A 19839-nucleotide genomic window follows, 5' to 3' on the forward strand; every position below is an offset into this window, starting at 1 on the left:
GAGTCCCGGCGGGGCTCCCCGAAGAGCTCGCCGTGCCGGAGTTCGCGGCGGTACGAGTTGTGCGGAGGCAGGATGACAAAGCATGACGAGGAGCAGTGGGAAGCCGGACGGGTCACCGTGTGCGTCTACTGCGCGTCGCGTCCGGTTCCGGAACGGTACGTCCGGCTCGCCGGAGAGGTGGGCGCGGGGATCGCCGAACGCGGTTGGCGACTGGTCTCCGGTGGTGGCCGGGTGTCGATGATGGGTGAGGTCGCCCGGGCCGCCCGCGCGGGCGGGGCCCGTACCGTCGGTGTGATCCCCCGCGAACTGGTCGACCGGGAGGTGGCCGACACCGAGGCCGACGAGCTGTTGGTGGTGGACACGATGCGGGAGCGCAAGGGCCTCATGGACGCGCACGCCACGGCCTTCCTCGCGTTGCCGGGCGGGATAGGTACCTGCGAGGAGCTGTTCGAGGTGTGGACCTCGCGCTACATCGGCATGCACACCAAGCCCGTGGTGCTGTTGGACCCCGACGGGCACTACCGCCCGCTGCTCGACTGGAGCCGCGACCTCGTGGCGTCCGGATTCGCCTCCCAGGGGTCGTTGGACGCGCTGACGGTGGTCGAGGACGTGGAGTCGGCGCTGCGGGCCTGCGTGCCGGGGTGACGTTCTCCCCGGCCGGGAGCGGAAACCCGCCGAGCATCGCCCGGTCGATCTCGTCCGCGCGCCGGGACCGGGGCGGACCCCGGCCCCCCGGCGCTCGTCATCGGCCTGGGTTCGTGCGGATGCGGCGCCGGATCAGAACAGGTTGCCGAGCAGTCCCGCGATCGAGGCCACCGAACCGACGGTTCCCAGCGTCTCCAGCAGTGGGCGCAGTCTGGACCATTTCCTCCGGACGCTCTCCCCGTCGGGGGAGGTCTCCTCCAACAGCTCGGCCATCTCGCTGGCCTGGTCGTACGCCCGCGCGCTGTTGACGTCGCCGTCGGAGTACCGCGACAGCGACTCGACCAACTCCGCTACGAGCTCGCGCAGCCGGTCGAGTTCTCCCCGCTGCCCGTCACCCTGGGTTGTGTAGGCGCTCCCACCGGGAGCGAAGTTCTGCGGCCCGTGGAACGAGTTCCCCTCGAAGTTGAACGTCTGTCCACTCTCGGTCAATTGCTCTCCTTACGAACGCCGCCGGACGTAGCGTGGCGGTGAGGTGCGGAAACCGCCGAACCTCCCTCACCGAAGTTCTGCGGTCCGAGGAACTGCGAGTTGTTGAAGCTGTTGCTGGTGTTGTTGATGATCTGGGTGGTGTGCTGTTCCAGCCCCTCGGTGTCGAAACCGCGCTCGGAGAGGTGGTTGCGCACCGCGGAGAGGGTGCGTTCCTCCAGCAGGGTCATGTGACGCTGTCCGTCCAGGTCCTGGAACTCGTTGGCGCAGTGCTCCTCGGCGACCAGTTCCCGGATGCTTCGCACGTTCCGGTCGCGGCCGGGCAACGACTTCCCCGTAGTCGGATCGGTCGCCCTGTTCAGGTTCTTCGCCCGCCATACCAGGCTGCCCAGCAACTGGAGGAACTCCAGCAGCGTCGCCGCGACGACCTGCTTCCCGGACGGCCGCAGGAAACCCGCCAGCCGGTAGCGCTGTGCCATCGGGTACAGGCAGTAGGCGTTCCACTCCAGGTAGAGCGTGCGGTTGTCGCACCCGATGTTGAACATCGTGGAGATCAGCTGGTCGGAGTTCCAGCTCATCACGGAACTGTGCTGGAAGTGCCGGACCCATTCGAAATCCTCGTCTATCAGTTGGTTCAACGTCTCCGCGTCGGTCCGGTCCACCGGCTGCCCGGTTTCGCTCGACAGCAGCGCCCGGGCGGTGTGCGTGTTCAGGTTCTCGCGCAGTCCCCTGGTGTTGACGACCACGAGCGGTCCCACGGTCAGCCCGCGCAGTCTCCTGCCCGGAGCGAGCAGGTCAGAGTCCCACATCGACCGCAGCTCCTCGGTCACCGCGCTGTAGACCTCCCTGGGGCGCAGTACCGGTGGATCGGTTTCCTCCGAGCGGGTGCGCAGCACCAGCGGCAACGTCCAGGCGTTGACCTTCTCGCCGTACCCGACGAAGGCGTCCCATCCCGCGTGCGCCAGCACCGTGCGCTCGTCGCCTCGTTGGGCGACCGCCGCCAGCAGTCCCCCGTAGCGGTGCCGGACACCGCTGATCAGCGAGTTCGCCGTTCCCGCGACCAGCGGGTTGGTTCCGAGGGGAATACTGCCGCCGTGACTGGCCACCAGGTGCCTGGTGACCCACTTGTCCAGTAGCAGGATCGCGAGGATCGCCACGAGGCAGAGCACGAACAGCAGGACGGGGGCGAGCAGCGTGGTCCCGATGGACGGGTGTGGGAACGTGTCGGGTTCCGAGTAGTAGGTGCTTCGCTCGGAGCTCAGTGATGCGGAGACTCGCGTGGTGAAGGACAGTGCCGCGAACGCGCCGCTGAGGAAGACACTGGTGATCAGCACTCCCAACGGGTGGGCTTGTTCCTCGTCGGTGCGCGCTTTCGGGGCTGGTCCGAGGAGTTGTCGACGTGCTCCGAAGGTCAGGGACCAGAACAGCCACAACGTGGCCAGACCGAGCAGGAACATCACCGTGTAGGGGAAGAGAGCGAGGCCGGCCAGTGCTGTCAGCACCAGCAACAGGACGTCACGTATCCGGCGCTTGCGGCGGGCGGTGAGCGCCTGGGTGAGCACGTTCACCGCGTCGGTGCCCTGCGGTGGGGGGAGAGCCTCGCGCGGGGCGCTCGTGTAGTTGTCGATGAGGCGGTCGGCCAGCTCCGGTTTGAGGTGCACGGCGGCCACGAGGTGGCTGTCCACCTCTTGGTGGCGAGCCGGGTGTGACCGCTCGTCGGTTCCTTCGCCGGGACCTTGCGGGGGTGGTTGCATCGATCACCTCATCGCGAGGGGAGTCCGTACCTACGGGTTGATCTTCCACGTCGGTTCTCCCCGCCGGTGGCGGATCGCGTGTGACTCACTCGAACGGAGCAGAGTCGGGGGCGGTGCTCGGGCCGTGCCGGACGACGGACGAGTCCTTCTCCGGTGAGTGGGAGCAATGCCCCGGTGCGGTCACGGGACCTAAGTCTCTTGCGGGAAAGGCGGTGACAGTGTCCACCCGGGAACGTAGAGTGGCTACCCGTGAAAGCTGATGCCCTCCGCGGTCACTTGGACGGACTGCTACTGGCCACACTGGACGGCAAGCGGCTGCACGGCTACGCGATCATCGAGGCACTGCAACAACGCAGTGGTGGGGCCGTGTCGCTGCCCACCGGAACCGTGTACCCGGCGCTGCGGCGGCTCGAACGAGCGGGCTACGTCCGCAGCGAGTGGAGCACGGTCGGGGGCAGACAGCGGCGAACGTACAGTCTGACGCAGTCCGGGATGCGCACCCTCAACGACGAGCGGCGAGCCTGGCGCGAGTTCACGGCGGCCATAGACGGCGTGCTCGGGTCGCGCACCGCCTCCGTCGGTTAGCGGCGCTTCGGCCGGGGCCGGGCCGCTCGGACGAGGGCGGTGTGCTCCGGCTCGGGGAGCCCACGGGGATGGTGGCGCGGGGGCGCGCACCGGTCTCCGCGCTCGGAGGGGAGCGGCGTGCCACGATCTGTGCTGTGGCAAGTGCACTCATCTACGTCGTGATCGTGCTCGCGGTGGCGGCGGTGGTCTACCTGCTGGCCGTTCTCGTGTTCGGGCGCGGTGAGGAACTGGAGCCGTTGCGCCCGGGGGCCACACCGACCCGGTTACCACCGCCACCCGTGACTGGCCACGACGTGCGTTCACTACGCTTCCAGCAGGTCTTCCGCGGTTACAAGGCCTCCGAGGTGGACTGGGCGCTGGATCGGCTGGCCGACGAGCTCGACGACGCGCGGCAGCGCGTGGCCTCGCTCGAACAGTCGCTCCGGGAGGTCGAGAGTTCCGGGCGTTCGCGGGACGGGGACGGTTCCACCGGGCGGGAGTGACGGAACGGCGGGGACTCGCCGGGGACGGACGTCGCCGAACGGAGACCGCGCCCGATGCCTCGGAGGGCCCGATGCCTCGGAGGGGAGGTGGAAACGATGATCGAACGTCTGCTGCGGGTCGAGGTGTCCGTACCGCGCGAGCCGGAGGTGGTATGGGCCGCCGCGACCGACTGGGCCAGGCAGGGTGAGTGGATGACGGGAACCCGGGTGTGGGTGACCGGCGGCGGGGGAGACGGCCCGGGTTCGGAACTGGCAGCCTTCACCGGTCTCGGGTCACTGGGGGTGCTCGACACGATGCGGATCGAGCTGTGGCAGCCTCCTTCGGAGTGTGCCGTGCGGCACACCGGAAACCTGATTCGGGGAACGGGTGGCTTCACCGTGGAACCCCTCGGGGCGGGGCGCAGCCGGTTCGCGTGGTGGGAGAGGTTCGAGTTTCCCGCCGTGCTCGCGATCGCCTGGCCGTTGGCGGCCCCCGCTGTCGCGTGGGGACTGCGACGTTCGCTGCGTTCCTTCGCCGTGTTCTGTCGGGACCACGAGGGAGGTCGGGAGGCGCGGTGAGCGCGATCACCGGTGACGACGGCAGGAAGCGGTGCCACTGGGGCGCCGAACCGGCGGACTATCGGCAGTACCACGACACCGAGTGGGGAAAGCCGGTGCACGGGCAGCGGGCGATGTTCGAACGCCTGTGCCTGGAGTCCTTCCAGTCGGGCCTGTCCTGGCTGACCATCCTGCGCAAGCGTCCGGCGTTCCGGGCGGCCTTCGCCGATTTCGAACCCCGGCGGGTGGCGGAGTTCGACGACCACGACAGGCAGCGGTTGCTCGCCGACCGGGGCATCGTGCGGAACCGGGCCAAGATCGACGCGATCGTCGGCAACGCCCGGGCCGTGCTCGAACTGGACCGCCCGCTGGACGAGCTGCTGTGGTCCTTCGCCCCGGAGCCGGGTGCGCGGACACGTCCGGGCACCTCGGCCGAGGTGCCCGCCAACACCCCGGAGTCCAGCGCGATGTCGGCCCGGCTGCGTGGGTGCGGTTTCCGCTTCGTCGGCCCAACCACCTGCTACGCGTTGATGCAGGCGACGGGGATGGTCGACGACCACGTCGCCGAGTGCTGGCTCGCCGAGTGAGTCACCGGGCGGTCCGCTCCCCCGAGCCGCCCGGCCTGTTCCGGGATAGGAGGGACAGGTGATGGGCGTGGCCCCGTCTCTCCGGCGGGGTGTTCGACGGACCCTTCAGTGACCGGTGAATTCCGGGGAGCGCTTCGCGACGAAGGCGTCCACGGCCTCCCGGTGGTCGTGCGTGTTTCCGCACTGGTTCTGAGCCCCCGCCTCCACGTCGAGGGTCTCGTCCAGTCCCTCGGCCGCCGCGGCGAGCATCGTCTCCTTGATCCTGGCGTAGGCGCTGGTCGGGCCGGTGGCCATGCGCCGCGCCAGTTCGGTGGCGTTGTCGGCGGCCTCTCCCGCGGCCACCACGCGGTTGACCATGCCCATCCGCTCGGCCGCCTCCGCCGTCACGGTCTCGCCCAGCAGCAGCAGTTCCATCGCGCGGCCGTAGCCGACCAGGCGCGGCAGGGTCCAGGAGGCTCCCGAGTCGGTGGACAGCCCGACGTCGGCGAACGACATCACGAACTTGGCGTTCGCCGCGGCGACGCGGAGGTCGCAGGCGTAGGCCAACGAGGCGCCCGCTCCGGCCGCGACACCGTTGATCGCGGCGATCACCGGTTTGGGCAGCGTGGTCACCGCGCGGATCAGCGGATTGTAGTGCTCCTCCACGGTGCGCATCGGAGTGTCGTCACCGGAGTCCAGCTGACTGATGTGCTCCTTGAGGTCCTGACCGGCGCAGAACGCCTTGCCCGAGCCGGTGACGACCACCGCCCGCACCGAATCGTCGGCGGCGGCCCCGCGGAACGCCTCGATCAACCGCTCCTTGAGTTCCACGGTGAGCGAGTTGTACGAATCCGGCCGGTTGAGTGTGATTCGACGGACGCCGTCGATGTTCTCGGTCAGCAGTACCTCGGTCACGTCAAGTCTCCCTCGTTCTCGGCTCGGGTGGTCGTCCCACCCGTGTTCGATGTGATGCTCACCACGGTCGAACCAGTTCGCTCCGGCTCCACAGTAGAGCCCCTCTCGGGTGAGGGGTAGCGGTGCGCCCGTGGTGGTCGGACTCCGGTGGTTTCTCGTGCTGACCGGGGCGGAGGCCGCGATTCGTCACCTGTGATGGGATGTCCGGTGTGCTGTTTCCCACTTCTCGCCGGGGAGTCGTCCGGCTCGGCGGCTCTGCCCGCGAGGGGTTCGACTCGCCCACTGGTGGGACATGCTGACGGGGCCCGTCGTCCGGTCGCGTTGTTCGAGCAGCGCAACACGGACGGAAGTTGATCGGTTCGGTTTCGCGGGTGCGTCCGGATGGGGGAGAATGTAGGGCAAAGGCTGGTCCGGTGACCAGTCGGTGGGATGAGTTCACGGAGGGAGCACGCTATGGCGGCCATGAAGCCCCGGACCGGTGACGGTCCCCTCGAGGTGACTAAGGAGGGGCGCGGAGTCGTGATGCGCATCCCGCTCGAGGGTGGTGGGCGTCTTGTCGTCGAGATGACGATGGAGGAGGCCACGAATCTGAGCGAGGCTCTAAACTCGGTCACCGGTTGAGGCCGCCGTGAGGTGACCGGCGGGTCACGCCTCGCCCCTCCGAAGATCGATCCCGGCGCCCCCGGTGCCGGGTTCATTCCGCCGGTGCACCGGCTCGGTGCGGGGGCGACCGCCGGTGACGGCCTCCACCGCGTGATCCTCACAGCTGGGGAACCAGCGCGAATCAACCGAACAACCAGATCAGGAAGGTGCCGCAGTGTCCGGTTCCGCTCCCGCGGCTTCCAGTGCGGAAGCCGTTCTTCCCGTGATTCCGACCGCCCTGGTCGAAGTAGACGTCGTCGAGCGGTGGGGTGAGGGAATCCCGGCCGCGGTCCCGGTGGCCGACGTCGACGGGGAACCGGATCTCGGTACCGCGGCGGAGTCGCTCGACCTCGACACCGCGACGCTGCGGGCGCTGGGCACCAGCGGCAAGGTGGGCGAGGTTCGCACGCTGCCGCTGTCGGACGGGCGCCTCGGCTGGGCGGTCGGTGTCGGTGACGGGGAACCGGCCCGCTGGCGCACGGCGGGCGGTGCGTTGGCCAGGACCATCCGCGCCCGCATCGGGGACTCCGGTGGCGAGGGCGACGACCCCGAGGATCTCGGCGAGGCACTGGACGTGGAGTACGTGCAGTTCCGGCTGCCGGCGTCGGCCACTCCGGAACTGGTGAGCGCGCTCACCCTGGGGCTGGCGCTGGGGGAGTACCACTTCAAGGTGAGCAGGCGTCCGGCGCCGCCCAGGTTGCGCAAGGTGCTCCTGGTGGCCCGCCAGGGTGAGGACACGGCACGGCTGCGCAACGCCGCGCGGCGCGCGCGGGAGTGGGCCTCGGCCACCGCCGTCGCTCGCGATCTCGCCAACGCGCCGTCCAACATCAAGGATCCGGCTTGGTTGGCGAGCACCGCCGCCGCCATGGCCGCTCCGGTGACCGGGCTCGACGCCACGGTGCGGGACGAGAAGTGGCTGGCCGAGCACGGGTTCGGCGGTGTGCTCGCCGTCGGTGGCGGTTCGGCCAGGCCGCCACGGCTGTTGGAGCTGACCTGGGGCGGTGCCGGAGGCAACGGCGCCGAGGCCCGGCACGTCGTGCTCGTGGGCAAGGGGATCACCTTCGACACCGGGGGCATCTCGCTGAAGCCGGCCGAGGGCATGGAGATGATGCGCACCGACATGGCGGGAGGCGGTGCCGTTATCGGCGCCATGCTCGCCATCGCCAGGATGGAGCTCCCCGTACGGGTGACGGCGTTGGTGCCGATGGCCGAGAATCACGTCTCGGGCTCGGCCTACCGTCCCGGTGACGTCGTCCGTCACTACGACGGGACCACCACCGAGGTCGCCAACACCGACGCCGAGGGGCGCATGGTGATGGCCGATGCTCTCGGCTACGCGGTGCGCGACCACCAGCCCGACCTGCTCGTCGACGTCGCCACGCTGACCGGTGCGATGAAGGTCGCCCTGGGACTGCGCACCGGCGGCGTGTTCAGCAGCGACGAGTGGCTCGGTGAGCGGGTGCGCGAAGCCGGGCAGCGCACCGGGGAGAGCTGGTGGCCGATGCCGCTCTCCGAGGACCACGCGGCCGACGTTCGCGGCACCACCGCCGATGTCAAGCAGGCGGGGCAGGGGCCCGGCGGGCTGATGGCGGCCCTCTTCCTGCGGGAGTTCACCGGGAACCTGGCGTGGGCCCATCTGGACATCGCCGGTCCGGCGCGGGCCGACAAGGCCTACGACGAGGTCGTGGCGGGGGCCACCGGGTTCGCCGCGCGGACCCTCGTCGAATTCGTCGCCGGCCTGGAGGATTGAGCGGCGGCTCGGGTCCGTAGCCGGCCGCTCGGCGGAACCTCCGGCGGCGCCCCGCCGCGGGTGCCGGAGACGTCGGGTAGGTGTACACAACGTCTCCGGCCGTCTTCGTGAGGTACTCGCCGGAGAACCCGCGGCGGTGCCGGTCGCGAGGGCGGCCGGAGTTCGTTCCGCGCCGAAGCGGCCCGGCGATTTCGCGGGAGATCGACATCGGGAGCGCCGAAGGCGCGGCGCTCTCTCGTGAAACCGCCTCCACCGAGACCGTCGTCGGGAGGCGACCTCGCGAGCGAGGCAGCGTGTTCGGCCCCGGTGTGTGAGTCGAATGCGTCGCGAGGCAGCGGTGCGCGTGTAGGCGCTGTTACTCGGGGTACCTCGCGACGCGGCGAGGCGGCGACTCACGTGCCGGAAACCGGCCACCCGCGCGAGTTCCGCTACGTCCTCTCGGGCGCTGGGCCGTCCGCGCCGCTCAGGTGGCGTCGGAGTCGAACGGGGGGCGTTCGCCCGGTTCGAGGGGCTGCTGCTGTCGATGGTTCGAGGGGCGCGGCGCGTCCGAGTGCGGCTTGTGCCCGTTCGCGCCCGTCCCGTTGCCGTTGGTGAACCCGTCGAGCGGGTTCTCGTCGTCGAACAGGTGTTTGCTCACCGCGCGCCGGGGGTCGAAGTCGCGTATGCCGCGCAGATCCTCCAAGGGTTTGCGCAGGTCGTCGAACTCCGGCCCCAGTTCGGAACGCAGCTGGTCCCGCGCTCCGGTCGCGTACTCGCGGACCTGACGAACCGTCTTACCCAGCCAGGCCGCCGCGGAAGGCAGCCGTTCGGGTCCGAGGATGAACAGACCGGCGACGATGAGAACGAGTATCTCACCCCAGCCGATGCTATCGAACACCTCGACTCCTTCCGGGGCGTCGCGTAGTCCCCCGCCCAGCGGGGCGGGAACTGCTGTCCTGGCTAAGCCTATCCAAACTCTGCCCGCTACTGGAGGGTGACGTCCAGGACGAGTTCGTTGCCGTCACGCACCACCGTCACCGCGACGACCGCTCCGACGTCGTGCTCGCCCACGGCGACCTCCAGCTCGTCGGCGCCGTCGATCTCACGGTCGCCCACCTTGGTGATCACGTCGCCCTCGGCGAGCCCGGCGGCCTCCGCCGCGCTGCCCTGCCGCACGTTCTGCACCTGAGCCCCGTCGGCCGTGCCGTCGGTGACCGACTTGGCGTCCACGCCCAGCTCGGCGTGCTCGACCTCTCCGGTGCGGATCAACTGCTGGGCCACCTGGCGGACCTTGTCGATCGGGACGGCGAATCCCAGGCCGATCGAGCCGCCGGAGCCGCCCGTGCCCAGCGTCCTGATCGCCGTGTTGATGCCGACCACAGCGCCGTTGCCTGCCACCAGCGCACCACCCGAGTTACCGGGGTTCACGGCCGCGTCCGTCTGGATGGCGTCGATCACCGCGTTGGTGTCGGTGCCCTCACCGGCCAGCCGAACCGGCCTGTCCAATGAGCTGACGATCCCGCGCGTCACGGTGCTGTCCAGTCCCAGCGGGGAACCGATCGCCAGCACGCTGTCCCCGACGCGCAGCTCCTCGGAGGAGCCCAGCTGGGCGACGGTCGGGTTGCTGACCTCAACCTTGAGTACCGCGAGGTCGGTCTGCGGATCGCGTCCGACGATGCGAGCGGGGGTGCGGGTGCCGTCCGAGAACACTGTGAATATCTTCGCGTTCGGCGTGTCCGCCGCCATCGAGACCACGTGGTTGTTCGTCACCACGTAGCCCTTGCCGTCGATGACCACACCCGAACCGGTTCCGCCTTCGGAACCCAGCCTCACCTCGACCGAGACCACGGCGGGAAGCACACGTGAGGCGACGCCCGAGACCGAGCCCGCTGGACGCTCGGTGCCGGGTTGCACGCTGGCCAGCGTCACGCTCGGGTCGGTGAGCGGATTGCCCTCCTCGGCGGTCAGCCGCCCCACGAATCCCCCCACGGCTCCGACCAGCAGCACCACGAGCCCCAGCGTCAGCAGGGCGCGGGGTCGGACCCTGCGTCCGAACAGCACTTCGCGCGCGCTCAGCAGCGGGCCGTTCTCGGGAGTCGTGGTCGGCTCGGTCCGGTCCCTCTCCTGGGCGGGGTCGCCGAGCACGGCTCCGGCGGTCGGATCGCGCCAGGGGTCCTGCTCGCCCCGCTCGCTCCAGAACACCGGTTCGGAGGGGTCGCTCTCACCGGGCTGGTGTGGGCCCGGATCCCAGGGCGCGCGTTGCAGCGGTTCGGGGGCGTCGGCCGGGCGGCCGAACGCCTTCGCCAGTGACTCCGGAGCGGGTGGGGCGTGCGAAACACGTGCGGTGGGGGCGGGGTTTCCCCTGGGGGCGAAGCTACCCCTGACGCCTTCGGGCCTGCCGAAGACGGCCGCTTCGGCCGAGTGACCGGCTGACTCGCCGCCCGCGGCGGAATGCTGTGGCCCGGACGCGTCGCGCTCCGCGGGATCTTCTCGCTGGAGGTCCGTGGTGGGGCCGTCCGCGCCCGAATGTCCTCGCGGCTCCCCCTGGTTCGCGGATGTCCTCGGCTGCTCGCTCATCGCTCCCCGGTCGTAAGCACATGTCGGTTCGGCCGCCGCCCATGAGTGCATCACACGAAGGAGACCTCGCGCTCACCGGAGTGGGATCTCGCCGCTCGACGGGAGCCCTCCGACTCCTTCCGCGTTCGACACTTCGGCGCGCGTTCCATCGTGGGCCACGGGAAGTGAAGTCCTCGTTGGATCGAGTCTCTCGGAAGTGGTGGGGAGAGCTCAGGAAGCGGGACCGGGGACAGGGGCCGAGGTTCTGACCGGCGCTTTCGGTGAAGAGGAGACGCTCGTCGTCGGAGTCTCCGTCGTCGGTCCCGCGGTGGGCACCGCCGCGGCTGTCTCGGAGACTCCCGCGTTCGATCCGGCCGAGCTTGCCGCGTCCTCCACCGCGCCTTCCTGGGGAGCGGGATCGGGTACGGCGGGGGACGGGTCACGCACTCCGTCCATCGGGGTGTTCATGAAGGCCAGCGCCCCCAGCACGAGGCCGGAGAACACCACCCCAGCGCTTTGTTTGGCGCGTCGTCCGCCGGTCTTCGAGTGCTGCGTTCCACTACCGAGAGGTACCGATCCGCCTTCCGGAACGGAGCCGAATCGGCCGGAACCTTTTCCCAACGGGGTACTCGTTCCCAGCGGAGCCGACTTCGAGTCGCCGGTACGCCGGTTGAGCGTGACCAGCTGACCGTCCTCGCTGAGTGCCAGGTTGTCCGGTTGTTCCGGCAGCTCGGCGGTGGTGGGGATCGACTGCAGCGTCCGCAGCAGCTGCGGTGAGATCGAAGGTGTCTCTGCCGTTCGCACGGCCGAACGCGCCTGCCGTTGCGCGTCCGCCTCCGTGGCGCAGCTCGGGCAGGTGGCCAGGTGCGCGGCGGCCCGGTCGTGCGCACTCGGGCTGAGCTCGCCGTCCACGAAAGCGACCAGTGCGTCCAGCGCCAGGTGCTGCTCGGACAGCCCCCACCCTCGAAGACCGGTCATACTGTTTCCTCCCGGCTACGTTCCCGATGGGCCTCCAGCGCCGACTTCAGCAACTGTCGGCCCCGATGGATTCTGCTGCGCACCGTCCCGAGCTTGACGCCGAGTGTAGCTCCGATCTCCTCGTAGGAGAGACCTTCGACGTCGCACAACACGATGGCCGCGCGGAACTCGGGGGAGAGCTCTTCCAGCGCCGCCTGCAGGTCCGGGTCGAGGTGGGTGTCCTGGAACACCTGCTCGGGGCTCGGGCCGCGTCCCGGGATGCGATCGGTGTCCTCCGGCAGCCCCTCCATGCGGAGCCTGGAGCGCCTGCGCGCCATGTCCAGGAAGAGGTTGGTCGTGATGCGGTGCAGCCAGCCCTCGAAGGTGCCGGGACGGTACGAGGCCAGCGAGCGGAAGACCCGGATGAAGGTCTCCTGCGTCAGGTCCTCGGCGTCGTGCTTGTTGCCGGACAGTCGGAAGGCGAGTCGATACACCCGATCCGCGTGTTCCCGGACCACCTCTTCCCACGACGGGGGTGTCCAGTTGGCGGCGGTCTCGTCCGGAGAGACCACCGGCTGTTCGCCGTGCTCCTCCGAAGCCACCGGGCGGGGGATCGTGGTTTCGCTGTCGGACCGTGCCGTCCCCGTGGCGTGCGGTGGAGTCGGGCTCGGTGCTGCCGTGTGGGTGGCCATGTGGCGAGAAGGCACCTCCTGCGGGCGGTTGCGCCCGGTAGAACGATCGCCTCGGCCGGTTTGTTCCCGACATCGCGGCCGTGTGCCGGGCACCGCGGCCGCGTGTTCGGGAAACCCGCCGACTATGACTCCCCCACTGTGCGTTCCCGGGATTAGGTGACCGTTATAAGAGCCTGAGAAGATTCTGAGAACTTGTTCCCGTCGGGCACGGGAGAGAGTTCCGGGGCGGCTCCACCTTCCGGGTGAGGGCAGGTGTCCGGGGCCGGTGGTCCGGAACGGGGCGAACCCGTCTCACCGATCCCGGAGCGGAAGCCCGGAGCGCGCGGCCGGACCGCGCCGTCGGGGATCACGCCGCACGTAAGGTGCCGCCGGGCTTCCACGGTGGTCGGCAGAGGTTACGTGATCGTTGTACCCCACCTCGCCGGGTAGCCACTCCCACGACGATAACCTGTGCAATTGTGCAACCCGAGATCTCCTCCCCCGTGCCGATGGGTAGTGGCGCTCCGCCACCCCGCGACCGCGGCGGGGGTTTCCCCGGCCGCATGCCGAACACCGGCCGACCCCCGGTGGAACTGGTCGGTGATCCGCCGATGACCGACGACGTCGCCGACGAACGGTTCGGTTCGCCCGAGGCGATGCTGCGCTTTCTGGCGTCGGTGCTGCGTGCCAAGGCGGTGGTGGAGGTCGCGGGGTCGGCGTCCACCGCACTGGCCCTGTGCGGGGGGATGGTCCCGGAGGGCACCCTGACGTTTATCACACTCGACACCGAGGCACAGCGGGCGACCCGCGAGGCGGTGACCGGAGCCGGGCTGTCGGCCAGCCGCCTTCGGATGATCACCGGAGTGGGCTCGGAAGTGCTTCCCCGGCTCGCCGAGGACAGCTACGACCTCGTGCACATCGTGGTCGGTACCTCGCGGCTGGCCGAACTGCTCGAACTGGCCGCTCCGCTGCTGCGACCGGGGGCCACGTTGATCCTCAACGGCGCGTTCACCCACCAGCCCGGTGACGGGCGATTCGAGGCGCCGGGAGAACCGCGGATACCCCGCGACATCCTGCACGCCGTTCACGAGGACCCCAGGCTGGTTCCCGTGGCCCTGCCCATAGGCAGCGGTCTGCTGGCCATAGCCCGCACCTGATCCGGCGGCGGAAGCCCCGGCGAACCGGTCCGGGAACGGTCCGGCGAATCGTGGAGCAGGCCCTGGCACCGGGGCAGCGTGAACCCTCGCGAAATCGTCGCCCGCTCCACGCCCGGTCGCGACACCGGCCAGGAGAGCCGGCCGATCTCGGCTCGCTCAGGGACCTTCTCAGGCGGGCGAGACGGACAGCAGCTGTCCCGCCAGTCCTCGTGCCCTGGTGGAGAGCTTTCTGGCGACCTCGGCCAGCACCTGGCTCGCTGGTGACTCCGGATCCTCCAGCACCAGTGGGGAACCGCTGTCGCCGGCCTCCCGGAGGCGGGTGTCCAGCGGCACCTGCCCCAGCAGTGGGACGTCCGAGCCGACCGAACGCGTCAACGAGTCGGACACGATCTGACCGCCCCCGCTGCCGAACACCTCCACGCGCTGGCCGTCGGCCAGCTCCATCCACGACATGTTCTCCACCACACCCGCGATGCGCTGCCGCGTCTGCATCGCGATGGCGCCCGCCCGCTCGGCGACCTCGGCGGCGGCCTGCTGCGGGGTGGTCACCACCAGGATCTCCGCGTTCGGGATCAGCTGGGCGGTGGAGAGCGCGACGTCACCCGTGCCCGGGGGCAGATCCAGCAGCAGCACGTCCAGATCGCCCCAGAAGACGTCCGAGAGGAACTGCTGCAACGCGCGGTGCAGCATCGGGCCGCGCCAGACCACCGGGGTGTTGCCGGGCGTGAACATGCCGATCGAGATCAGCTTGACGCCGTGGGCCTGCGGCGGCATGATCATGTTCTCGACCTGGGTCGGCTTGCTCTCCGTGCCCAGCATGCGCGGCACGGAGTGGCCGTAGATGTCGGCGTCGACCACCCCGACGGAGAGCCCGCGTTCGGCCATCGAGGCCGCCAGGTTGACCGTCACGCTGGACTTGCCGACGCCGCCCTTGCCGGAGGCGACGCAGTAGACCCTGGTGAGCGAGCCGGGCTCCGCGAACGGGATGCGGGGTTCCTCGGAGTCGCCGCGCAGTTGCTTGCGGAGTTCGGTGCGTTGCTCGTCGCTCATCACGTCGAGCTCCACCTCGACCGAGCTGACCCCGGTGACCTCGGAGACGGCCGAGTCGACCCGTTGCGTGATGGTCTCCCGCATCGGGCAACCCTGCACCGTCAGGTACACGCCGACCTTGACGTCACCCTCGGAGCCGACGGTGACGTCCTTGACCATGCCGAGCTCGGTGATCGGCTTGTGGATCTCCGGGTCCTCCACCTTGGTGAGGGCCTGCCGCACCGCGTCCTCGGTGGGAGTGGGCTGCGTAGTGGTCACGGTTACGCGACACCGACCTTTCCTGAGCTGGTGTGCCACCACACATGTTACGGGCGAGTACCCGCGGCTTCACAGCCCGACCGGTGGCTGTCGGGATTATCACCGCTCGGGGTGCCCGCCGTCCTCACCGCCCCGTTCGCCGTCACCCTGCCCACCGCTTCGTCGGCGCCTGCTCTCGGCGCTCTCCGTGCCGGGCAGCTCGTCGCGCAGCCGGTCCAGCTCGCCGCGCAGGTAATCGCGGGTCGCCACCTCGCCGACGGCCAGCCGCAGGGCGGCCAGTTCGCGCGCGAGGTACTCGGTATCGGCCTTGGTCCGTTCGGCCCGCGCCCGGTCCTCCTCCAGCGACACCCGGTCGCGGTCGTCCTGCCGGTTCTGCGCGAGCAGGATCAGCGGTGCCGCGTAGGCCGCCTGCGTGGAGAACGCCAGGTTCAGCAGGATGAACGGATAGGGGTCCCAGGCCAGCCGCACCGCCGTCAGGTTGACGGCTATCCAGCCGCTGACGAACACGGTCTGCCAGAACAGGAACTTGCCGGTGCCCAGGAAGCGCGCGAACCGCTCGGAGAGCTTGCCGACCAGCTCCGGGTCCACCTCCAGGGCGGGGCGGTGGCGTCTGCGCGGCTGGTCGATCCGCCTGCGCGGGAACAGTTCAGGCATCCTCGCCGTCCGTTTCGGGTTCGACGACCGGCGTGTCGGTGTCGGGGAGGCCGCCCTCCCGCCAGTTCTCCGGCAGCAGGTGGTCCAGCACGTCGTCGACGGTTACGGCGCCGAGCAGGTGTTCCTGGTCGTCCAGCACGGGGCCGCAGACGAGGTTGTAGGCGGCGAAGTAGCGGGTCACCTCGGCGAGCTTGGCCCCGGGCGCCAGGCTGGCCAGATCGGTGTCCACCGCCCCGGCCACCAGGTTGGCGGGCGGCTCGCGCAGCAGCCGCTGGATGTGGACGCAGCCGAGGTAGGGGCCGGTCGGGGTTTCCGACGGCGGGCGGCAGACGAAGACCATGCTGGCCAGCGCCACGGGCAGTTCCACGTTGCGGACCCGGGCGAGCGCCTCGGCGACGGTGGCGTCCGGTGCCAGGATCACCGGATCGGAGGTCATCAGTCCCCCGGCCGTGTCGGCCGAGTACTTCATCAGCCGCTTGACCGGTTCGGACTCCTCCGGGGCCATCAGCGTGAGCAGTCGTTCCTTGTCCGGCTCGGCCAGCTCGGCCAGCAGGTCGGCGGCGTCGTCCGGGTTCATGGCCTCCAGCAGGTCGGCCACCCGGTCCTCGCCGAGGTGAGCCACCAGGTCCTTCTGGTCCTCCTCGGGCAGCTCCTCGACCACGTCGGCCAGCCGTTCGTCGTCCAGCGCCTCCGCCACCTCGTACCTGCGCTTCTCCGGCAGGTCGTGCAGCGCGCTGGCCACGTCGACCGCGCGCATCTCGTCGAAGACGCTGAGCAGCTCGTTGACCTCCTGGGGCTGTTCCGTCAGCTGCGCGGCGGCCGGTCCGGCCACCTGGTCCCAGGCCAGCACCTGCACCGGCCCCCGCCGTCCCAGCGGCCCCGTCCGGGCGTGCACGGCGACCTTGCCGAGCTGCCACTCCCGGTTGCGCTGCTGTTCGAGGGCCGCGTCGATGAGCACGGCCGGCTTCTGCGAGGGAAGCAGCGTGACCCGCGCGTCCAGCAGCTGGCCGAGCACGAGCACCTCGTTGGGCCGCTGGTGGAACCGCCGCATGTTCACACTGCCGGTGGAAAGCAGCACCGCGTTGGACTCGATGTTGGTCACCCGCAACATCGGCACGAAGATGCGGCGGTGCGTGGCGACCTCGACCACCAGCCCGAGCACGCGCGGCGGTTGCCGGTCCTTGCGCAGCCCCGCCACCACGTCCCGGACCTTGCCGATGGACTGTCCGTCGGGGCCGAACACCACAAGGCCGGACATGCGCGCCGCGAACACCCTGCTGCTGCCAGCCACGTCGATCAGGCTAGTTGCTTTTCCGGGGGTGAGCAGTGGCGAAACGCGGGGCGTGGACCAGGAGGCGGTTCGTGCCGCCGCCAGCCACCCCGAGCCGCCGGGAAGCGCCGGGAGGCGGGCGGTATCGGGTGGGGTGAGCGGGGTCTGCTAGGGATGCTCATCGGCGTCCCCGAACGAAGGAGTACCCGAGGTGGTCGTTCCGCAGCGTTCCCGCCGCAGCTGTCTGGCGGTGCCCGGTTCCAGCACGAAGATGATCGACAAGGCGCGGGGGCTGGCGACCGACCAGTTCTTCCTGGACCTGGAGGACGCGGTGGCGCCGCTGGCCAAGGAGCAGGCGCGCGAGACGGTCGTGGCCGCGCTCAACGAGGGAGGCTGGGGCGACCGGATCCGCACGGTCCGGATCAACGACCTGGAGAGCCGGTGGGCCTACCGCGACGTGGTGGACGTGCTGGAGGGGGCGGGCGGCTCGCTGGACACCGTCATGCTCCCCAAGGTCACGGGCGCCGACCAGGTGCACTGGCTCGATCTCACGGTCACCCAGATCGAACGGGCGTTGGGGCTGCCCGCCGGGAGCATCGGCATCGAGGTTCAGATCGAGGACGCGCGGGGGCTGACGGCGGTGGACTCGATAGCCGCCGCCTCGGACAGGCTGGAGGCGCTGATATTCGGCCCCGCCGACTTCATGGCCTCGATCAACATGCCCTCCCTCGTGGTGGGGGAGCAGCCTCCCGGCTACGACGTGGGCGATGCCTACCACCACGTGCTGATGCGGCTGCTGACCGCGGCCCGCGCCAACGGGCTGCAGGCGGTCGACGGCCCCTACCTGCAGATCAGGGATGTCGAGGGGCTCCGTCGGGTCGCCGGTCGCACGGCGGCGCTCGGCCTGGACGGCAAGTGGGTGCTGCACCCCGACCAGGTGGACGCGGTCAACGAGGTGTTCTCGCCGAGGCAGCGGGACTACGACAGGGCGGAGAACATCCTCGACGCCTACGCCTGGTACACCTCGGAGGCCGGGGGCAAGCGCGGGGCCGCCATGCTCGGTGACGAGATGATCGACGAGGCATCGCGCAAGATGGCGCTGGTGGTGGCCGCGAAGGGGCGGGCCGCCGGACTCACCAGACAGGACCCCTGGCGCCCTCCCGTGGAGCGGTGAACCGGGCCCGTTCGTCGGGGTTGTCGGGTGCGGAGCCCTCGGCTTCTCGTGAGCCGGTGCCGGACGTGTTCCGGTCGGGGGCGGTACCGCGGAGCGACGGGGCGAGCGGTACGCGCCGTGGCCACCGCCGCCGGGATCGGACGGCGTCCCACGCGCCCGCGACGCGTGCCGCTGGTCGCGTTCTCGCGAACCACCGGCGTGAGGCGTGGTCGCCCTCGTGCCGGGTCGGTGCTGGTTCGCCGGGAGTGGTTGTCGGTTATGCGGGGTGCTCGGTGTCGGCCGCTTCTCGTGGAGCCGAGGTCCAGGTGCGTGTCTCGTTGGCGCGTTCCTTGGCCCGTAGGGCTTGATCGAGGTCGGTGTCGAGGCGGTTGGCGATGGCGCAGAGGTAGATGAGGATGTCGGCGAGTTCGCCGCCGACGTCGCCCGTCGCCGAACCGGTCTCGACCGCGAGGCCGGATCGCTCGCGGATGGCCTTGCACAGCTCGCCGTACTCCTCGCCGAGTTTGAGGGACTGCTCCAGCACGGTGCTGTCGGCGAAGCCGCGTTCGAGTTCCATCTCGGCGACGTAGCGCTGGATCTCGGCCAGTGTCGCCTTGGCAGGGAGTGGTCGCATCGTGGTCCTTCGAGTCGGTAGGGCCGGATGAGGCGGCACTGTATCGGCCCGTGCCGCTGGGGTGAGGAGGGGCTGGAGCAGCGTCAATCGAGCGTCGGTCATCCTGTGCGGGGTGCTGGATCACCCAGCCGAGAGCCTCGGTGGTGGTCGTGGTGGTCAGCGATGGTTTCGCGCTGTCGCGGGGTGGTTCGACCGTGTGCCGGGGAGCAGGTCACGGTCTTGTTGTGCGCCATGACCTTTGTCGGCGAGGAAATCGAGTCCGGTGTGGTGTGCGAGCGTCCGTGATGGACAGCTAGGTGAGGCGGGTTGAGCGGTTTTCCCGAGCTACGAACCTCGCGTACGAGTTGCTCCATGACGTTCATCCTGTGTTCGGGGTTCAGCAACGAAAAAGGAATCGTCGAATTCCGGCGTTTTCAAGCATGACGACGTGCCACCGAGGTGCGGCACGAATTCGGTGTTCGGTGTGGGTGGAATGCCACCGTTGGAGGCGGCGGCGTTCCGGGCGGTGTTCCTGTCAGGCGTAGTGGCCTGTCAGCCCCACGGCGACCACCTTGATCGCGGAGACGGCGGTGAGTGCCAGGCCGACGGCCACGGGCCAGGTCGCTCGCCATCCGGCGAGGCGCAGTCCGCCCACCCCTGCCCACCAGGTGAGGCAGTCCAGAGCGGCGAAGAGGGCGTGGAGTTCGACCTGGAGTTGCTCGGGGTGGGTCAGGTGGGTGAGGAGGTCGGCGATGGTGACGGCGGTGATCCATCCGCTGTAGGCGAAGGCGGCTGTGGCCAGTCCGGTTCCGGCGCATTCGCGGAGCAGGATGGTGGTGGTCGGGGAGATTCTGGGCATGATGACGGGTCCTGCTCGGTTTGACCTGCCCTGCGTGACCCCCGGCTGGGGATCACGCGGGGCGTTGTTTCAGGGGATGAGGCGTTCGACCACGACGGGGGTTGTGATGTCCGGCTGCCACGGCGGGGAGTCGAACGATCCGTTCCCTGCGCGGTAGCCGAGGTAGAAGACCGCTCCGAAAGCGGCCAGCATCAACAGCGTCGTTAATTTCCTGAACATGCGGTCCTCGGTGGAAGGTGTTTGCGGTGGGGGAGGGCCCGGCCGGGTGGCGCGGGGTCCTGTTTCGAGCACCCGGCCGGG

Annotated in this window: 22 protein-coding genes; 9 read left to right on the forward strand and 13 right to left on the reverse strand. The window is 69.8% G+C overall.

Going from position 1 to position 19839, the window contains the following annotated elements; genetic code table 11:
- Positions 1-72: 72 nt before the first annotated feature.
- On the forward strand, positions 73-645 hold the full coding sequence (locus BLQ75_RS04810) for an LOG family protein (RefSeq protein WP_092598266.1): 573 nt from the start codon (positions 73-75) through the stop codon (positions 643-645).
- Positions 646-777: 132 nt separating this feature from the next.
- Here the strand turns inward: BLQ75_RS04810 and BLQ75_RS04815 are convergent, their stop codons facing one another.
- Both BLQ75_RS04815 and BLQ75_RS04820 read right to left on the reverse strand, forming a co-directional pair.
- Positions 778-1134, reverse strand: coding sequence for a hypothetical protein (locus BLQ75_RS04815; RefSeq protein ID WP_092598269.1), 357 nt, complete (start codon positions 1132-1134; stop codon positions 778-780).
- Positions 1131-2885 (reverse strand): hypothetical protein, encoded by a 1755-nt coding sequence (locus BLQ75_RS04820; protein WP_139182906.1) that lies wholly within the window; start codon positions 2883-2885, stop codon positions 1131-1133. Before BLQ75_RS04820 ends, BLQ75_RS04815 begins: the two co-directional genes overlap by 4 nt.
- A 249-nt stretch (positions 2886-3134) precedes the next feature.
- Between BLQ75_RS04820 and BLQ75_RS04825 the strand changes: the two genes are divergently transcribed.
- The 4 genes from BLQ75_RS04825 (at position 3135) to BLQ75_RS04840 (ending at position 5076) form a co-directional block, all read left to right on the forward strand.
- Positions 3135-3470, forward strand: a complete 336-nt coding sequence (locus tag BLQ75_RS04825) for a PadR family transcriptional regulator (RefSeq protein WP_092598275.1) — start codon at positions 3135-3137, stop codon at positions 3468-3470.
- A 134-nt stretch (positions 3471-3604) separates the two neighbouring features.
- Positions 3605-3952, forward strand: a complete 348-nt coding sequence (locus tag BLQ75_RS04830) for a DivIVA domain-containing protein (RefSeq protein ID WP_092598484.1) — start codon at positions 3605-3607, stop codon at positions 3950-3952.
- A 96-nt stretch (positions 3953-4048) separates the two neighbouring features.
- Positions 4049-4510 (forward strand): SRPBCC family protein, encoded by a 462-nt coding sequence (locus BLQ75_RS04835; RefSeq protein ID WP_244515238.1) that lies wholly within the window; start codon positions 4049-4051, stop codon positions 4508-4510.
- The gene (locus BLQ75_RS04840) at positions 4507-5076 is read left to right on the forward strand and encodes a DNA-3-methyladenine glycosylase I (RefSeq protein WP_092598281.1); all 570 of its coding nucleotides are present in this window, start codon (positions 4507-4509) and stop codon (positions 5074-5076) included. The genes BLQ75_RS04835 and BLQ75_RS04840 overlap by 4 nt, the downstream gene beginning before the upstream one ends.
- Before the next feature lie 105 nt (positions 5077-5181).
- Here the strand turns inward: BLQ75_RS04840 and BLQ75_RS04845 are convergent, their stop codons facing one another.
- Positions 5182-5970: an enoyl-CoA hydratase-related protein gene (locus BLQ75_RS04845; protein ID WP_092598283.1), complete on the reverse strand. Its 789-nt coding sequence runs from the start codon at positions 5968-5970 to the stop codon at positions 5182-5184.
- Between the two features lie 453 nt (positions 5971-6423).
- Between BLQ75_RS04845 and BLQ75_RS04850 the strand changes: the two genes are divergently transcribed.
- Together BLQ75_RS04850 and BLQ75_RS04855 are read left to right on the forward strand one after the other, a co-directional pair.
- Positions 6424-6591 (forward strand): DUF3117 domain-containing protein, encoded by a 168-nt coding sequence (locus BLQ75_RS04850; protein ID WP_019853228.1) that lies wholly within the window; start codon positions 6424-6426, stop codon positions 6589-6591.
- Positions 6592-6835: 244 nt separating this feature from the next.
- Complete coding sequence (locus BLQ75_RS04855) at positions 6836-8362, forward strand: leucyl aminopeptidase (RefSeq protein ID WP_092598487.1); 1527 nt, start codon at positions 6836-6838, stop codon at positions 8360-8362.
- A gap of 463 nt (positions 8363-8825) precedes the next feature.
- Here BLQ75_RS04855 and BLQ75_RS04860 read toward each other — a convergent pair whose 3' ends face one another.
- The 4 genes from BLQ75_RS04860 to sigE form a co-directional block, all read right to left on the reverse strand.
- Positions 8826-9239 carry a sec-independent translocase gene (locus BLQ75_RS04860; protein WP_092598286.1) on the reverse strand — a complete coding sequence of 138 codons (414 nt, stop codon included), beginning with the start codon at positions 9237-9239 and terminating at the stop codon, positions 8826-8828.
- An 86-nt stretch (positions 9240-9325) separates the two neighbouring features.
- Positions 9326-10918 (reverse strand): trypsin-like peptidase domain-containing protein, encoded by a 1593-nt coding sequence (locus tag BLQ75_RS04865; protein ID WP_092598289.1) that lies wholly within the window; start codon positions 10916-10918, stop codon positions 9326-9328.
- A gap of 210 nt (positions 10919-11128) precedes the next feature.
- Positions 11129-11875, reverse strand: a complete 747-nt coding sequence (locus BLQ75_RS04870) for an anti-sigma factor family protein (RefSeq protein WP_170837323.1) — start codon at positions 11873-11875, stop codon at positions 11129-11131.
- Positions 11872-12546 (reverse strand): RNA polymerase sigma factor SigE, encoded by a 675-nt coding sequence (gene sigE / locus BLQ75_RS04875; RefSeq protein WP_244515239.1) that lies wholly within the window; start codon positions 12544-12546, stop codon positions 11872-11874. The genes BLQ75_RS04870 and sigE overlap by 4 nt, the downstream gene beginning before the upstream one ends.
- Before the next feature lie 542 nt (positions 12547-13088).
- Between sigE and BLQ75_RS04880 the strand changes: the two genes are divergently transcribed.
- Positions 13089-13682, forward strand: coding sequence for an O-methyltransferase (locus tag BLQ75_RS04880; protein ID WP_244515240.1), 594 nt, complete (start codon positions 13089-13091; stop codon positions 13680-13682).
- Between the two features lie 168 nt (positions 13683-13850).
- Here BLQ75_RS04880 and BLQ75_RS04885 read toward each other — a convergent pair whose 3' ends face one another.
- From BLQ75_RS04885 to BLQ75_RS04895, 3 genes are all read right to left on the reverse strand, one after another.
- On the reverse strand, positions 13851-14990 hold the full coding sequence (locus BLQ75_RS04885; protein WP_092598292.1) for an Mrp/NBP35 family ATP-binding protein: 1140 nt from the start codon (positions 14988-14990) through the stop codon (positions 13851-13853).
- A gap of 99 nt (positions 14991-15089) precedes the next feature.
- The gene (locus BLQ75_RS04890; protein ID WP_092598295.1) at positions 15090-15644 is read right to left on the reverse strand and encodes a DUF1003 domain-containing protein; all 555 of its coding nucleotides are present in this window, start codon (positions 15642-15644) and stop codon (positions 15090-15092) included.
- Complete coding sequence (locus BLQ75_RS04895; protein WP_170837324.1) at positions 15637-16935, reverse strand: magnesium transporter MgtE N-terminal domain-containing protein; 1299 nt, start codon at positions 16933-16935, stop codon at positions 15637-15639. Before BLQ75_RS04895 ends, BLQ75_RS04890 begins: the two co-directional genes overlap by 8 nt.
- A gap of 190 nt (positions 16936-17125) precedes the next feature.
- On the opposite strand from BLQ75_RS04895, the gene BLQ75_RS04900 reads away from it, so the two are divergent.
- On the forward strand, positions 17126-18088 hold the full coding sequence (locus BLQ75_RS04900) for an HpcH/HpaI aldolase/citrate lyase family protein (protein ID WP_092598298.1): 963 nt from the start codon (positions 17126-17128) through the stop codon (positions 18086-18088).
- A gap of 256 nt (positions 18089-18344) precedes the next feature.
- Here the strand turns inward: BLQ75_RS04900 and BLQ75_RS04905 are convergent, their stop codons facing one another.
- The 3 genes from BLQ75_RS04905 to BLQ75_RS23345 all read right to left on the reverse strand — a co-directional run bounded on the left by BLQ75_RS04905 (position 18345) and on the right by BLQ75_RS23345 (position 19758).
- Positions 18345-18701, reverse strand: coding sequence for a nucleoside triphosphate pyrophosphohydrolase family protein (locus BLQ75_RS04905; RefSeq protein ID WP_092598301.1), 357 nt, complete (start codon positions 18699-18701; stop codon positions 18345-18347).
- Positions 18702-19215: 514 nt separating this feature from the next.
- Entirely contained in the window at positions 19216-19539 is a 324-nt protein-coding gene (locus tag BLQ75_RS04910) for a hypothetical protein (protein ID WP_092598304.1), read from the reverse strand.
- A gap of 69 nt (positions 19540-19608) precedes the next feature.
- A complete protein-coding gene (locus BLQ75_RS23345) occupies positions 19609-19758 on the reverse strand; it encodes a hypothetical protein (RefSeq protein WP_170837325.1) in 150 nt (49 codons plus the stop codon).
- Between the last annotated feature and the right edge of the window lie 81 nt (positions 19759-19839).

The organism is Actinopolyspora xinjiangensis, from assembly GCF_900104475.1.
In the GTDB taxonomy this organism is placed as follows: Bacteria; Actinomycetota; Actinomycetes; order Mycobacteriales; family Pseudonocardiaceae; genus Actinopolyspora; species Actinopolyspora xinjiangensis.

Excerpts from the sequence above, each read along its gene's own strand:
- BLQ75_RS04810 (WP_092598266.1), top strand. The coding sequence starts at position 73 with ATGACAAAGCATGACGAGGAGCAGTGGGAAGCCGGACGGGTCACCGTG.
- BLQ75_RS04820 (WP_139182906.1), bottom strand. The coding sequence starts at position 2,885 with ATGCAACCACCCCCGCAAGGTCCCGGCGAAGGAACCGACGAGCGGTCA.
- BLQ75_RS04835 (WP_244515238.1), top strand. The coding sequence starts at position 4,049 with ATGATCGAACGTCTGCTGCGGGTCGAGGTGTCCGTACCGCGCGAGCCG.
- BLQ75_RS04850 (WP_019853228.1), top strand. The coding sequence starts at position 6,424 with ATGGCGGCCATGAAGCCCCGGACCGGTGACGGTCCCCTCGAGGTGACT.
- BLQ75_RS04865 (WP_092598289.1), bottom strand. The coding sequence starts at position 10,918 with ATGAGCGAGCAGCCGAGGACATCCGCGAACCAGGGGGAGCCGCGAGGA.
- BLQ75_RS04870 (WP_170837323.1), bottom strand. The coding sequence starts at position 11,875 with ATGACCGGTCTTCGAGGGTGGGGGCTGTCCGAGCAGCACCTGGCGCTG.
- sigE (WP_244515239.1), bottom strand. The coding sequence starts at position 12,546 with ATGGCCACCCACACGGCAGCACCGAGCCCGACTCCACCGCACGCCACG.
- BLQ75_RS04880 (WP_244515240.1), top strand. The coding sequence starts at position 13,089 with ATGCCGAACACCGGCCGACCCCCGGTGGAACTGGTCGGTGATCCGCCG.
- BLQ75_RS04890 (WP_092598295.1), bottom strand. The coding sequence starts at position 15,644 with ATGCCTGAACTGTTCCCGCGCAGGCGGATCGACCAGCCGCGCAGACGC.
- BLQ75_RS04905 (WP_092598301.1), bottom strand. The coding sequence starts at position 18,701 with ATGCGACCACTCCCTGCCAAGGCGACACTGGCCGAGATCCAGCGCTAC.
- BLQ75_RS04910 (WP_092598304.1), bottom strand. The coding sequence starts at position 19,539 with ATGCCCAGAATCTCCCCGACCACCACCATCCTGCTCCGCGAATGCGCC.
- BLQ75_RS23345 (WP_170837325.1), bottom strand. The coding sequence starts at position 19,758 with ATGTTCAGGAAATTAACGACGCTGTTGATGCTGGCCGCTTTCGGAGCG.